Origin of the sequence: Glacieibacterium frigidum (assembly GCF_007097155.1) — a bacterium.
GTDB lineage: Bacteria > Pseudomonadota > Alphaproteobacteria > Sphingomonadales > Sphingomonadaceae > Glacieibacterium > Glacieibacterium frigidum.
The window spans coordinates 170971-184108 of sequence record NZ_VJWA01000002.1 but is presented as its reverse complement, the minus strand read 5'-3'; the positions used below and the strand labels follow the sequence as shown (position 1 = coordinate 184108).

Below are 13138 nucleotides of genomic sequence, written 5' to 3'. Positions count from 1 at the left end.
CGTCCTCGACTGGTCTCTCGTGCGCTCCCGCAGGGCTCACCATTGTTTCGCGGCTGTCCCTGAACCTCCGATCGCGCCTGTCGTTCGGGCGTCGAGGAGACGGCGCATGGACGGAACATCACGACGGACGATACTCGGCGGCGCGGCGATCGGGCTGGCAGCGACGGCGGCAACGGGGGCTGCGGCGCAGACCACTTCCGCGCCGGTCCCGCTGCGCGATCCGCGCACCAAGCATACCCGGACCCCGTTTCCCGAACAGCGGCAGGAATGGCCGGGCCTCGCGTCGAAGATGAACCCGCGTCCCGACCATGGCGAGGAAAGCTATCGCGGCTCGGGCCGGCTTGCCGGGCGCAAGGCGCTGGTGACCGGCGGCGACAGCGGCATCGGACGTGCCGCGGCGATCGCCTTCGCGCGCGAGGGCGCCGACGTCGCGATCAATTATTACCCGAGCGAGGAGCCCGATGCGCGCGAGGTCGTCGCACTGATCCGTGCCGCCGGGCGCAAGGCGGTCGCGCTGCCTGCCGATATTCGGACGCTCGCCGCCTGCGAGAAGCTGGTCGCCGATGCGGTGCGCGGCCTGGGCGGTCTCGATATCCTGGTCAACAACGCCGCGTATCAGCAGAGCAAGGCCGACATTTCGGAAATCAGCGACGAGCAATTTGATCGAACGTTCAAGACCAACATCTATGCGCCGTTCCGCATCAGCAAAGCCGCGATCCCCAGCATGCCGCCGGGGTCGGTGATCATCAACACCATCTCGGTCAACAGCTACGACCCCGGCGAGGAGCTGCTCGACTACGCCTCGACCAAGGGTGCTCAGCTGATCCTGACCAAGGGCCTCGCGAAGCAGCTCGCCAAGCGAGGCATCCGCGTCAATGCGGTCGCGCCCGGGCCGATCTGGACGCCGCTGCAGGTCGCTGGCGGGCAGTTGCCGGGCAAGATGGGCGAATTCGGGCAGGACACGCCGCTCGGCCGCGCCGGTCAGCCGGCCGAGCTCGCGACGCTCTACGTCATGCTGGCGTCCGACGAGGCGAGCTACAGCACCGGCACCGTCGTCGGCGCACACGGCGGCAGGGGCAGCCCCTAACCCGCCTTGGCGTCGGTGAGGGTCAGCGTGCCCGTGCTGCCCTTGCCAGCGGCGGCGACGCGGACCTGGATCGACTTGTCCTTGCCGTCGCTGCCGGTCAGCCCGAGGCCGCTGCGCGTCGCGGTGAAGCCCTCGCGCTTGGCTTCGGCTTCGGTGTGAGCCAGCACGGCGTCGGGCGCGGCGGGGCTGGTGAAGGTCACCTTGACGGTGCTCGTCTTGGCGTCGCCCTTGCCGGTGGCGTTGACCGCCATGCCCTTGACCACCGAGCCGGGGTAGAGCTTCATCCCGTCGATATCGAAGTCCTTGCCGCCAATATCCATGCCGGGAATGTCGAGCGCCGCCTTGAAGCCGTCGGTCTCGATCTTCATGCCGCTCTCGCCGCCGACGCTGACCGTCGCCTTCTCGCCGTCGGCATCGATCTCGACGCCACCGATCGAAACTTCGGCCTTTTTCGCGTCGCTGTCGGCCTTGACCGAGCAGGCGGCGAGCAGGGGCAGGGCGATGATCAGGGGCAGCAGGCGCATCGGGCAACTCCTTGGTGTGTTGCCCAACTATATCACTTCAGTTTTGGCGGCGCAACGGGCTCAGGCAAGCCCTCCCATCCGCCGCCAAGCGCCTTGAACACCGCGATCTGCCGCGTCGTCAGCAGCGCGTCCGATTCCGCGAGCGAGGCGTCGGCGTTCGACAGGCTGCGCTCGGCGTCGAGGACGTCGATGAAGCTCGTCGCCCCCGCGCCGTAGCGCAGGCGGACGATGCGCACCGCCTCTCGGTTGAGGTCGCGGGCGTTCAGCAGTGCGGCGTTGCGGTCGCGTTCCCCGGCATAGTCGGCGAGCGCGGTCTCGGTCTCCTGCAGCGCGTTGAGCAGCGTGTCGTCGAAGGTCGCGAGCGCGCCTTCGGCCGACGCCTGTGCTTGGGCGATACGCGCACGCACGACGGCGAAATTGGGGAAGCTCCAGCTGAGCAGCGGCCCGATGCCGAACGCGATGCTGGGCGACTTGCCCAGGCCCCCGAGCGACAGCGCCGAGGTCGAGACCGATGCCCCGATGCTGATGCGCGGATACAGGTCGGCGGTCGCGACGCCGATGCGCGCGATCTCGGCCGCCAGCCGGCGGTCGGCCTCGCGGATGTCGGGGCGGCGCTTGATCAGCTCGGCCCCGTCGCCGACGGGCAGCGGACGGCTGAGCAGCGGCGGCGCGATGCAGGCGGCGGCCTCGGGCGCGATCTGCGACGGCGCATCGCCGGTCAGCACGGCGAGGCGGTACAACGCCTCCTGCCGGTTGGCGACGAAGGTCGGCAGCGTGGCGCGCACCGTCTCCAGCTGCGCGCGCGCACGGGCGGTGTCGAGCGGTGTGCCGCGCCCGGCGGCATAGAGGCGCTCGGTCAGGTCGAAGCTGCGCGTCTGGACGTCGAGCGAGCCGCGCGCCACCGCGAGCTGGCGCGCCGACGAGCAGGCGTCGGCATAGGCGCGCGCGGTCTCGGCGGCGACGGTGATACGCACGGTGTCGCGCACCGCCGCCAGCGCCTCGGCATCGGCGCGCGCGGCCGCGATCAGCCGCCCGACGCGGCCGAACAGGTCGATCTCATAGTCGACGTCGAGGCCGGCCGAATAGGTCTCGCTCTCGAACACGCCGCCGCCCGCACCCGCCTGGCCGGCGGCGCTGGCGCCCGAGGGGCCGCCGAAACGCCGGTACTGCCCGCTCGCCGAGGTGTCGGTGGTCGGCAGCCGGCTTCCGCGGGCCTCGCGCAGTACTGCACGGGCGCGGCGCAGGTTGGCGGTCGCGACGCGGATATCGGTGTTCGCGGCGAACGCCTTCTGGATCAGCGCGTCGAGGACGGGGTCATTGTAGAGCCGCCACCAGACCGCCGGCGCGTCGTCCTGGTCAAACACCGGGCGCTTGGCCGCATCGAATTGGCCCGCCGCGGCGGGCGCGATCGGCGCGGGGCGATACTCGGGGCCGACGCTGCACGCGGACAGCGCAAGGGCTGCGGCGAGGGGGATCAGGCGCTTCATGTCGCGGGCTCCGGCGCGGTGTGCGGCGGCGGCGCGGGGTCGCGTTGCCCTGGCGGCACTACCGCCGCCTCACGATGCTTGTGCGGCAACTTCGACGAGATCCAGCTGGCGATGACGTAGAACACCGGCGTGAAGATCAGGCCGAAGATCGTCACGCCGATCATCCCGAAGAACACCGCGGTGCCCAGCGCCTGGCGCATCTCGGCGCCCGGGCCGCTGGCGATGACGAGCGGCACGACGCCCAGGATGAAGGCGAAGCTGGTCATCAGGATCGGCCGCAACCGGGTTCGCGCGGCGCTCTCGGCCGCCTGCCAGCGGTCCTCGCCGCGCTCCTCCGCCTGCTTGGCGAATTCGACGATCAGGATGGCGTTCTTGGCTGCCAAGCCGACGAGCACCACAAGCCCGATCTGCGTCAGGATATTATTGTCGAAGCCGCGCAAATTGACGCCGAGGATCGCCGCCAACAGGCACATCGGCACGATCAGGATGACCGCCAGCGGCAGCACCAGCGATTCGTACTGCGCCGCGAGCAGCAGGAAGACGAACACCACCGCGAGAGCGAAGACGATCGCCGCGGTATTGCCCTGCGTCTTCTGCTGGTACGCGAGCTCGGTCCATTCATAGCCGAAGCCCTCGGGCAGGTTCTTCGCCGCGAGGTCCTCCATCGCCGCGAGCGACTGGCCCGACGAGAAGCCGGGCAGCGTGTCGCCCTGCAGCTCGGCCGCCGGATACAGGTTGTGGCGCACGACGCGGTACGGACCGGAAATGTCCTTCAGCGTCGCGACCGACCCGATCGGCACCATCGCGCCCGATGTCGAGCGCGTCTTGAGCGCCAGGATGTCCGACGGCGCCTGGCGGTACGGCGCATCGGCCTGCGCGGTGACGCGGTAGGTGCGCCCGAACAGGTTGAAGTCGTTGACATAGGTCGAGCCGAGATAGGTCTGCATGGTGGAGAACACGTCGCTGGGCGCGACGCCCAGCTGCTGCGCCTTCTCGCGGTCGATGTCGGCATAGATGCGCGGCGTGCCGGTGTTGAACAGCGTGAACACGCTGGTCAGGCCGGGCGTCGCGTTCCCCTTCATCATCATGCCCATCGTTGCGCCCTCGAGCGCCTGCGCGCCCTTCGAGCCGCGGTCCTGGACCATCATCTTGAAGCCGCCGCCCGTGCCGATGCCGCGCACCGGGGGCGGTGCGATGACCAGCAGGTTCGCGGAATCGATCTGGCTCAGCTTGCCGCGCAGGTCGGCGAGGATGGAATCGCCGGTCTGGTTGTTCTTCTTGCGCGTCGCGAAATCGTCGAGCGCCAGGAACATCGTGCCGGCGTTCGGCGCATTCGAGAAGCTGGCGCCGTCGAGGCCGGCGATGTTGACGATGTGATGCACGCCCTTGACGCTGCGCGCCGTCTTGACCGCTTGCTTCATCACCGCGTCGGTGCGCTCGAGCGTCGAGCCCGGCGGCATCTGGACGACGCCGATCAGATAGCCCTGGTCCTGCGCCGGGATGAAACCGGTTGGCGTCGCATTGAAGCGCCAGCCCGCGACGCCGAGGAGCACGACGTACAGCACGAGCACGATGCCGACGGTGCGCACCGTCCGCGCGGTCAACCGGCCGTAGCGGTCCGACAGCCAGTCGAAGCCGCGGTTGAAGCCGTTGGCGGCGCGCTGCACGAAGGCGAAGCGGCCGCGCGGCTCGTCGTGATGCGCCTCGTGCGGCTTGAACAGCAGTGCGGCGAGCGCCGGCGACAGGGTCAGCGAGACGACCATCGAGATCAGGGTCGCGGCCGAGATGGTCAGCGCGAACTGCTTGTAGAATTGGCCCGAGATGCCGCTGATGAAGGCGGTCGGCACGAAGACCGCGCACAAGGTCAGCGCGATGGCGACCAGCGCGCCGCCGACCTCGTCCATCGTGCGGTACGCCGCGTCGCGCGGGCTGTAGCCGGCGCGCAGCTCGCGCTCGACATTCTCGACGACGACGATCGCGTCGTCGACGACGATGCCGATCGCGAGCACCAGGCCGAACAGCGAGAGGTTGTTGAGGCTGTAGCCGAACGCCGCCATGACCGCGAAGGTGCCGACCAGCGACACGGGGATCGCCAGCACGGGGATCAGCGCGGCGCGCCAGCTCTGCAGGAAGATCAGCACGACGAGGACGACGAGGATGATCGCCTCGACCAGCGTCTCCTGCACGCTCTCGATCGACGCGGCGACATATTCGGTCGGGTTGTAGGGGATCGAATAGGCGACGCCGGGCGGGAAGCTCTTCTTCGCTTCCTCCATCGTCGCGATGACGGCTTCGGCCGTCGCGAGCGCGTTCGATCCCGGCAGCTGGGTGATGCCGAGGCCGACACCCGGGGTCGCGTCGACCGCGGTGTTGGTGCCGTAATCCTGTGCGCCGACCTCGATCCGCGCGACGTCGGAGACGCGCGTCAGCGCGCCGTCGGGAGCGGCCTTGATGACGATCTGCCCGAACTCCTCGGGCGTCGACAGTCGGCCCTGCGTCTGGACGCTGAGCTCGAACCCCGACCCGCCGCGCGCGAACGGCGGCGCACCGACGCTGCCGGCCGCGACCTGGACGTTCTGGTTGCGCAGCGCATTGACGATATCGCTCGCATTCAGGTTGCGCGATGCCGCCTTCTCGGGGTCGATCCAGACGCGCATTGCATAGTCGCGCGCACCGAACAGGTTGACGCCGCCGATGCCGCCCTGCCGCAGCAACCGGTCGCGAACCTGCAGCGTCGCATAGTTCGACAGATACTGGACGTCGTGGCTGCCGTCGGGCGACGACAGGAAGACGACCATCAGGATGTCGGGGGTGTTCTTGCGCGTCGTCACGCCGAGCGCGCGGACGGTGTCGGGCAGACGCGGCTCGGCCGACGAGACACGGTTCTGGACGAGGACCTGCGCAGTATCGAGGTTGGTGCCCAGCGCGAACACGACGTTGATCGTCACCTGGCCGTTCGCGGTCGACGACGAGGTGATGTACAGCATGTTCTCGACGCCGTTGATCTCCTGCTCCAGCGGCGCAGCGACGGTATCGGCGAGGACTTCAGCCGACGCGCCCGGGTAGGATGCGGTCACCGACACGGTCGGCGGCGCGATCTCCGGATATTGGGCGACGGGCAGCGACGGATAGGCGAACGCGCCGATCAGCACAATCAGGATCGAGACCACCGCGGCAAAGATCGGGCGGTCGATGAAGAAATGCGAGAGCCGCACCTCAGCGCGCCGCGATCGTGGCCGAGGTCGCCGGTGGCTCGATGATCGCCGGTGGCTGCGGCCCGGTGCCCGGCGACGGCGGCACGATCCGCCCGACACGCACCGTCACCGGCGTACCCGGCCGCGCGCGCTGGACGCCCGCGATGATGATCCGGTCGGTGCGCTTCAGGCCCGACCGCACGACGCGCAGCCCATCGACCAGCGGTCCGAGCTCGACGACGCGCTGCGAGACCTTGTTGTCGGGGCCGACGACGAGCGCGACCTTGCGCGTCTGGTCGGTGACCACCGAATCCTCGGGGATCAGCATGCCGTCATAGGCGCCCGAACCGAGCAGCCGCATGTGGCCGAAAAGGCCCGGCGTCAGGAAGCCGTCGGGGTTGCGCACCTCGGCCCGGCCGCGGATCGTGCCGCTGTCCTGCGTGATCGTATTGTCGACGAAGTTCATCTTGCCGCGCCAGCGATACTCGGTCTCGTCGCCCAGCCGGATGTCGACCGGGTTGGGCGCGACGCGCGACGAGGGGCGGGTCCCGGCGCGATTGGCGCGCTGGTATTTCAGATAGACCGCCTCCGACCCGTCGAAGGTGAAGTAGATAGGATCGAGCTTGACGACGGTGGTCAGCACCGTCTGCCCGGCGGTCACGAAATTGCCGACGTCGAGGCGCGCGTCGGACATGCGGCCCGAGATTGGTGCACGAACGCGGGTGAAGTCCACGTCGAGCGCCTTGGCCCGGACATTGGCTTCGCCGGCCGCGAGCGCCGCCTGCGCCTGGAGCAGCGCGGCCTGCGCCTGCTCATACTCTTCCTTGCTGACCGCATCGGCGTCGAGCAGCGTCTTGGTGCGCGCGAAGCTCGTCTGCGCGACGGACGCCGCGGCACGCAGCCGCTGGGCATCGGCTCGCGCCTGCGCGACGATCGCCTCGAACGGGCGCGGGTCGATGACGAACAACAGGTCGCCGGCGCGCGCGAACTCGCCGTCGCGGAAGGCGACGCGCTGGATCTGGCCCGACACGCGGGGGCGCACCTCGCTGGTCTCGACCGCCTCGAAGCGTCCGGTATACTCGTCCCAGTCGACGATCGGCTTGATCAGCGGATTGGCGACGGTGACCTGCGGCGGCGGCCCGCCGGGCGCGCCGGGCGGCGGCGACTGACCGTCCTCCTTCGCCCCACAAGCCGCGAGAAGAACCAGTGCGAGCACACTGGCAAAGGTCCGCACCATCGGTTGTCCAGCTTGCTGCATTGCAGCGTATGTACCCGTAATCATGCCCGACCGCCAGAGTCGAGTTGCACTCAAATGCTTTAAGGCGGCAAAGTTTTCGCTGTGCCGAACGCGTTGAAAGTGCGACATTCCGTCCTAGCAACGATCCTTGGGGGACATGCCGATGACGACTGCCGACCACGTCGACCTGCCGCGCTTCATCGCCGGCGTCGAGCGCCGCAATCCCGGCCAGCCCGAATTCGTGCAGGCGGTGCACGAGGTGGCGCAGGACATCTTCGAATTCATGGCCGACAAGCCGTTGTACCACGAGGCGCAGATCCTGCGCCGCATCGCCGAGCCCGATCGCGTCATCTCCTTCCGCGTCTGCTGGCAGGACGACCAGGGCAATATCCGCGTCCAGCGCGGCTGGCGCGTGCAGAACAATAATTCGATCGGACCCTACAAGGGCGGCATCCGCTTCCACCCGTCGGTGACCGAGTCGATCCTCAAGTTCCTGGCATTCGAGCAAACGTTCAAGAACGCGCTGACCGGCCTGCCGATGGGCGGCGGCAAGGGTGGGTCGAACTTCAATCCCAAGGGCAAGTCGAACAACGAGGTGATGCGCTTTTGCCAGTCGTTCATGACCGAGCTGTACCGCCACATCGGCGCCGACATCGACGTGCCGGCGGGCGACATCGGCGTCGGCGGGCGCGAGATCGGCTATATGTTCGGCCAGTACAAGCGCCTGACCAACGAGTTCACCGGCGTGCTGACGGGCAAGGGCCTCGAATACGGCGGCTCGCTGATCCGCACCGAGGCGACGGGTTATGGCGCGACCTATTTCCTGGCGAACATGCTCAAGACCAAGGGGCAGGACCTGGTCGGCAAGGTCGCGGTAATCTCGGGTTCGGGCAATGTCGCGACCCACGCGGCCGAGAAGGTGACGATGCTGGGCGGCAAGGTCGTGACGCTCAGCGACAGCGCGGGCTTCGTCCATGATCCGGCGGGGATGACGCAGGAGAAGATCGACTGGGTGAAGCAGCTGAAGAACGTCCGGCGCGGGCGGATCAGCGAATATGTCGACCAGTTCGCGGGCTCGACCTTCCACGCCGGCAAGACGCCGTGGGGCGTGACCTGCGACGTCGCGCTGCCGTGCGCGACGCAGAACGAGCTGCTCGGCGAGGATGCGCGGACGCTGGTGGCGAACGGCTGCATGGCGGTCAGCGAGGGCGCCAACATGCCGACCGACCTGGAGGGCGTGCACGTCTTCAAGGAAGCGCGCATCCTCTACGCGCCGGGCAAGGCAGCGAACGCCGGCGGCGTCGCGGTGTCGGGGCTGGAGATGAGCCAGAACTCGGCGCGGATCAGCTGGAAGGAAGCCGAGCTTCAGGCGCTGCTGCAGGGCATCATGGACGACATCCACCGCCGCTGCGAGGAGTACGGCGGGGTCGCCGGTGCGCCGGGCTACATCGACTACGTCAAGGGCGCCAATATCGCGGGCTTCAAGAAGGTCGCCGATGCGATGCTGGCGTACGGCGTCGTCTGACAACGTCATCCCGGCGAAAGCCGGGACTGAATTCAGTAGCCCGCGAGCAGCGTCCCCGTCATGCCGACGAAGCCGAGCAGCGAGGCGAGCCCGATCGAGATGCCGCTGGCATAGACCATGCGGTCGCGTGCGGCGTTCGGGTTGGCCTTTGCGGCTCGGGCAGCGTCGGCGACGAAGCGCTTGACCTCAGCGGCCTGCGGCGCGGTGTAGCCCGCAGCGTAGAAGGTCGCGAGGCCGTCGGACTTGCCCAGCGCGACGCTGGCGCCGTAGCTGCGCAGCGCCTCCAGGCGGGGGTCGGCGAGTTCGTGGCTGCCACGGCGCGCCATGACGACATTGCCGATGCGGCGCGCGACCCGGCGATAGCCGGGTTCGACGCTGGTCGAGGGACGCTCGCTGCCCGACGCGGCGAGGCGCAGCACGCGCAGCTCGAGCGGGGTGAAGCGTGCGCCGGTCGCCGGGGCGGCGATGCTGGGCAGGCTGTTGGCGGCGGCGGCGTACATCTCGGCGGTCTTTCGTGGTTCGGTTGATGAGTTGCGATTTAGTTACGAACGCGGACCCCAACCAGTTGCAGCGGCGTAACGTTGCGATGCGCCGCGTGATGCAACCAGGTTGCACGCCGATGCTCCGGCGCAGAGCCCCAGATGGGGTATATCGATCCGTTTGGGTAATGATGTCGGCGGCATGGCTGTCCTGCCGCCGGTGCATGGCAGGCTATTAGCAGGGTTCCACCGCCGCGCGGCAGGTCCGCGCGGCGGGGTGGCTGATTGCGATCACGAGCGCGTGGCGTCGGCGATCGCAGTGCGGATGCAGCGCGTCTCGTCGAGACGGGCCTTCAGGTCGCTGCGGTTGATGGCGCAGACTTCACGGGCGGCCGACTTGATGCGGGCGTGAAGCGTCGCGCGGCCCTCGGGCTGGGCGAGGTTCAGGTCGGCGTAGCTGACAGTCTTACTGACGGCGACCGGCGAGGCCTGGGCGGGGGCAGTCGCGGCGAACAGGCAGGCACCGGCGAGCAGGGCGGCACCGGCAGCGCCGACGACGTTGCGGGCGAAATCGTTGGTGGCGAACATTGGTCTGGCTCCTTTGGCAGGGGCTCCGGACCATCCGGCGTCCCATGCCAAGGGCTATGCACAAGCCGTGCCAAGTGACCGGGCGGAGTGTCACTCAAGCAATTACAGCGACTTGCAGGCTCGACAGCGTATCGCCCGAATAACACAGACGGATTGTTCCGCCAAAGTATCGTCTTTTACGCCAAAAGTTCGCATTGCTGCGGCCTGAACGCCGCAATCGGCGCAAGCCGACGAAAGGGCATTGTCACAAACACTGTCCCCGTTATCCTCGTTATCCACAGGCTTGAGAGCCGATATTCCGCTTTGACGACTCGCCCGACAGGCACATCATTCGTGGGTAGCCAGACGCCGACCGACGCAGAAATGCCGAAGGAAAGCAGATAGTTACGGCTAGCCCGGCGCGGCGCTGGCGGGTCGCTTCGGCGGCTCCGCCCGGCAGCAGACGAGGGGTGGTCAGGAGAAGCGGAACGACCTGGCGAGCGTGGCGTCGACCCTTGGGCAACTGGGGGGAAGCGGCAGACCCATCAGGCACCGGCCGCCGATCCCGGCGCGGTAGCACCGGCCCTCGGGTCCGGACCGCCACGTCGAATGTGCCGCAGCACCCGCGAGCGACGCCAAAGGCTCACGCCCGAAGCGAAACGCGAGCGACGCGCGGCGACACAGTGGAGGCCGGTGGCGACACCGGCCTCCATTTGCGTTTGGGCCTCAGGCCGGCGCGGGCCGCTTGAGCGCCCAGCGCAGCACGCCCGCCGTTCCCGTCGCCCCGGCGCGCACCAGCGGGCGCTGCAGCAGCGGCACGTGCAGGCCATGCATCGTCTGCGCCCAGCGCGGCATCAGGTCGATACCCGCCTGCATCATCACCCGGCTGACCGGCGCAACGGCAGCGCTCGGGGGCGGACTGGCGAGCACGACGCGCGCCACCTCGCGCGACCGCGCATCGGCGCGCAGCCGCGGGCGCATGCGCTGCATATAGCGTTCGGTGTCGCGCCGCGTCGTCGGTACGTCGGTCGCCCCCAGCCGTCGCGCGATCTCGGCGGTCTCGGCGTAGTATCGATCCTGCGTCGCGGTGCTCAGCCACGGCTCGCGGTAGCGCGCATAGGCGTTGACGAAGCTCCACGCCCCCGACGCATGCACCCAGGTCAGCGTCGCAGGGTCGTTCGCGCCATACGGCGTGCCGTCGGGCAACGTGCCGGTGACGCGGTCGTGGATATCGCGGACGTGACCGATCAGATGCTCGGCATAGGTGGTCGAGCCGAAGGTCGTGCCCGCCATGAACTGCGCGGTGCGCCGCAGCCGCCCCGCCATGTCGCGGCGGAAATTCGAATGGTCCCACACGCCCGCCAGCGCGACCGGGTGCAGCATCTGCAGCAGCAGCGCCGAGACCCCGCCGATCATCATCGTCGCGAAGTCGCCGTGGATCGCCCAGGCCGCCGACCCCGGCCCGAGCAGCCCGGGATCGTCGTCGGCGCGCGCGAAGCCCGGCATGTCGGCGCGGCTGCCGACCAGCTTGTGGACTTCGTCGGCGATGGTGCTGCGGACGCTCTGCATCATTCCCAAGCTAGACCATGGGCCGGCGATTGTAAGGGCGCGCCGCCCGCGACCCATTGCATCACCCGCAAGGCCACGCGACAACGCGCCAGGGGAGATCGCCATGCACGCCGCCGAAGCCTCGCCGCCGCGCCGCTGGTACGGCGTGCTGTATATCCAGGTGCTGATCGCCATCGTGCTGGGTGTGCTCGTCGGTGCGATCTGGCCCGATGTCGGCACCGCGATGAAGCCTCTGGGCGACGCCTTCATCAAGCTCGTCAAGATGGTCATCGCACCGCTGATCTTCCTGACCGTGGTTACCGGCATCGCCCATATGCGCGACCTCGGCGGCGTCGGGCGGACCTTTGCCAAGGCGCTGACCTATTTCCTCACCGTCTCGACGCTGGCGCTCGTCGTCGGGCTGGTCGTTGCCAATGTCGTGCGCCCGGGCGACGGGCTGCACATCGATTTCGCGACGCTCGACACCAGCGCCGTCGCCGACTTCGCCGCCAAGGCGCACGACACGACGCTGACCGGCTTCCTGCTCAACATCATCCCCGGCACATTGGTCGGCGCGCTCGCCGAGGGCGAGATCCTGCAGGTGCTGTTCATCGCGGTGCTGTTCGGCATCGCGGTGGTGATGGCCGGCGAGCGCGCGGCACCGCTGGTCGGCGTGCTCGACGCCGCGACTGCCGCGGTCATGCGGCTGATCGGCATGCTGATGCGCGCCGCACCGATCGGCGCGTTCGGGGGGCTCGCCTTCACCATCGGCAAGTTCGGGCTGGGCAGCATCGCCAATCTCATCGGACTGGTCGCGACCTTCTACCTGACCGCACTGCTGTTCGTCGTCGTCGTGCTGGGCCTGATCGCGCGCGCGGCCGGGTTTAGCCTGTGGCGGCTGCTCGTCTACTTGAAGGCGGAGCTGCTGCTGGTGCTCGGCACCTCGTCGTCCGAGAGCGCACTCCCCGCGCTGATCGACAAGCTGGAACGCGCCGGCTGCGAACCGCGCGTCGTCGGGCTCGTCGTCCCGACCGGCTATTCGTTCAACCTCGACGGGACCAACATCTACATGACGCTGGCGGCGCTGTTCATCGCGCAGGCGTGCGATGTCGAGTTGTCGCTCGCCGACCAGCTATTGTTACTGGGCGTCGCGATGCTCAGCTCGAAGGGCGCGGCGGGGGTGACGGGGGCAGGCTTCATCACCTTGGCCGCCACCCTGTCGGTGGTGCCGAGCGTGCCCGTCGCTGGCATGGCGCTGATCCTCGGCGTCGACCGCTTCATGAGCGAATGCCGCAGCCTGACCAACTTCATCGGCAACGCGGTTGCGACGATCGTCGTGGCGAAGTGGGAGGGCGGGCTCGACAAGGCGGCGCTGGGGGCGGCCCTGTCACCGAACGGCAACAACCCTGAGGAAACTGTTGCCCCTGTGTGACGCCCGCTTGATCGGGCCGGGTGCACTGCACAATGATGGGTCCGTAATCTTTTCGGGG

General features: G+C 68.5%; 10 protein-coding genes. 3 read left to right on the top strand and 7 right to left on the bottom strand.

The features are described from left to right. Window positions 1-106 precede the first annotated feature (106 nt). Entirely contained in the window at window positions 107-1087 is a 981-nt protein-coding gene (locus tag FMM06_RS10400) for an SDR family oxidoreductase (protein ID WP_144237337.1), read from the top strand. Here the strand turns inward: FMM06_RS10400 and FMM06_RS10395 are convergent. Genes FMM06_RS10395 through FMM06_RS10380 form a run of 4 tightly spaced genes read right to left on the bottom strand, consistent with a single transcriptional unit; the run spans window position 1084 to window position 7529 of the window. Beyond that, window positions 1084-1611 (bottom strand): hypothetical protein, encoded by a 528-nt coding sequence (locus FMM06_RS10395; RefSeq protein ID WP_144237336.1) that lies wholly within the window; start codon window positions 1609-1611, stop codon window positions 1084-1086. The genes FMM06_RS10400 and FMM06_RS10395 overlap by 4 nt on opposite strands. 32 nt (window positions 1612-1643) lie before the next feature. Further along, window positions 1644-3098, bottom strand: coding sequence for an efflux transporter outer membrane subunit (locus FMM06_RS10390; RefSeq protein ID WP_144237335.1), 1455 nt, complete (start codon window positions 3096-3098; stop codon window positions 1644-1646). Beyond that, window positions 3095-6313, bottom strand: coding sequence for an efflux RND transporter permease subunit (locus FMM06_RS10385; protein ID WP_144237334.1), 3219 nt, complete (start codon window positions 6311-6313; stop codon window positions 3095-3097). The genes FMM06_RS10390 and FMM06_RS10385 overlap by 4 nt, the downstream gene beginning before the upstream one ends. Before the next feature lies 1 nt (window position 6314). Next, on the bottom strand, window positions 6315-7529 hold the full coding sequence (locus FMM06_RS10380; protein WP_144237333.1) for an efflux RND transporter periplasmic adaptor subunit: 1215 nt from the start codon (window positions 7527-7529) through the stop codon (window positions 6315-6317). Between the two features lie 163 nt (window positions 7530-7692). On the opposite strand from FMM06_RS10380, the gene gdhA reads away from it, so the two are divergent. After that, window positions 7693-9054, top strand: a complete 1362-nt coding sequence (gene gdhA / locus FMM06_RS10375; protein WP_144237332.1) for an NADP-specific glutamate dehydrogenase — start codon at window positions 7693-7695, stop codon at window positions 9052-9054. Window positions 9055-9086: 32 nt separating this feature from the next. Here gdhA and FMM06_RS10370 read toward each other — a convergent pair whose 3' ends face one another. The 3 genes from FMM06_RS10370 to FMM06_RS10360 all read right to left on the bottom strand — a co-directional run bounded on the left by FMM06_RS10370 (window position 9087) and on the right by FMM06_RS10360 (window position 11669). Then, the gene (locus FMM06_RS10370; protein ID WP_144237331.1) at window positions 9087-9554 is read right to left on the bottom strand and encodes a hypothetical protein; all 468 of its coding nucleotides are present in this window, start codon (window positions 9552-9554) and stop codon (window positions 9087-9089) included. Between the two features lie 270 nt (window positions 9555-9824). Then, the gene (locus FMM06_RS10365; RefSeq protein ID WP_144237330.1) at window positions 9825-10121 is read right to left on the bottom strand and encodes a UrcA family protein; all 297 of its coding nucleotides are present in this window, start codon (window positions 10119-10121) and stop codon (window positions 9825-9827) included. A gap of 705 nt (window positions 10122-10826) precedes the next feature. Continuing rightward, the gene (locus tag FMM06_RS10360; protein WP_144237329.1) at window positions 10827-11669 is read right to left on the bottom strand and encodes an oxygenase MpaB family protein; all 843 of its coding nucleotides are present in this window, start codon (window positions 11667-11669) and stop codon (window positions 10827-10829) included. A gap of 103 nt (window positions 11670-11772) precedes the next feature. On the opposite strand from FMM06_RS10360, the gene dctA reads away from it, so the two are divergent. Continuing rightward, window positions 11773-13080 (top strand): C4-dicarboxylate transporter DctA, encoded by a 1308-nt coding sequence (dctA, locus tag FMM06_RS10355; RefSeq protein WP_144237328.1) that lies wholly within the window; start codon window positions 11773-11775, stop codon window positions 13078-13080. The last annotated feature ends 58 nt before the right edge of the window (window positions 13081-13138 follow it).

Coding starts and splice junctions, on each gene's coding strand:
- FMM06_RS10365 (WP_144237330.1), bottom strand. CDS start 10,121: ATGTTCGCCACCAACGATTTCGCCCGCAACGTCGTCGGCGCTGCCGGT.
- FMM06_RS10380 (WP_144237333.1), bottom strand. CDS start 7,529: ATGGTGCGGACCTTTGCCAGTGTGCTCGCACTGGTTCTTCTCGCGGCT.
- gdhA (WP_144237332.1), top strand. CDS start 7,693: ATGACGACTGCCGACCACGTCGACCTGCCGCGCTTCATCGCCGGCGTC.
- FMM06_RS10395 (WP_144237336.1), bottom strand. CDS start 1,611: ATGCGCCTGCTGCCCCTGATCATCGCCCTGCCCCTGCTCGCCGCCTGC.
- FMM06_RS10360 (WP_144237329.1), bottom strand. CDS start 11,669: ATGCAGAGCGTCCGCAGCACCATCGCCGACGAAGTCCACAAGCTGGTC.
- FMM06_RS10370 (WP_144237331.1), bottom strand. CDS start 9,554: ATGTACGCCGCCGCCGCCAACAGCCTGCCCAGCATCGCCGCCCCGGCG.
- FMM06_RS10400 (WP_144237337.1), top strand. CDS start 107: ATGGACGGAACATCACGACGGACGATACTCGGCGGCGCGGCGATCGGG.
- dctA (WP_144237328.1), top strand. CDS start 11,773: ATGCACGCCGCCGAAGCCTCGCCGCCGCGCCGCTGGTACGGCGTGCTG.
- FMM06_RS10390 (WP_144237335.1), bottom strand. CDS start 3,098: ATGAAGCGCCTGATCCCCCTCGCCGCAGCCCTTGCGCTGTCCGCGTGC.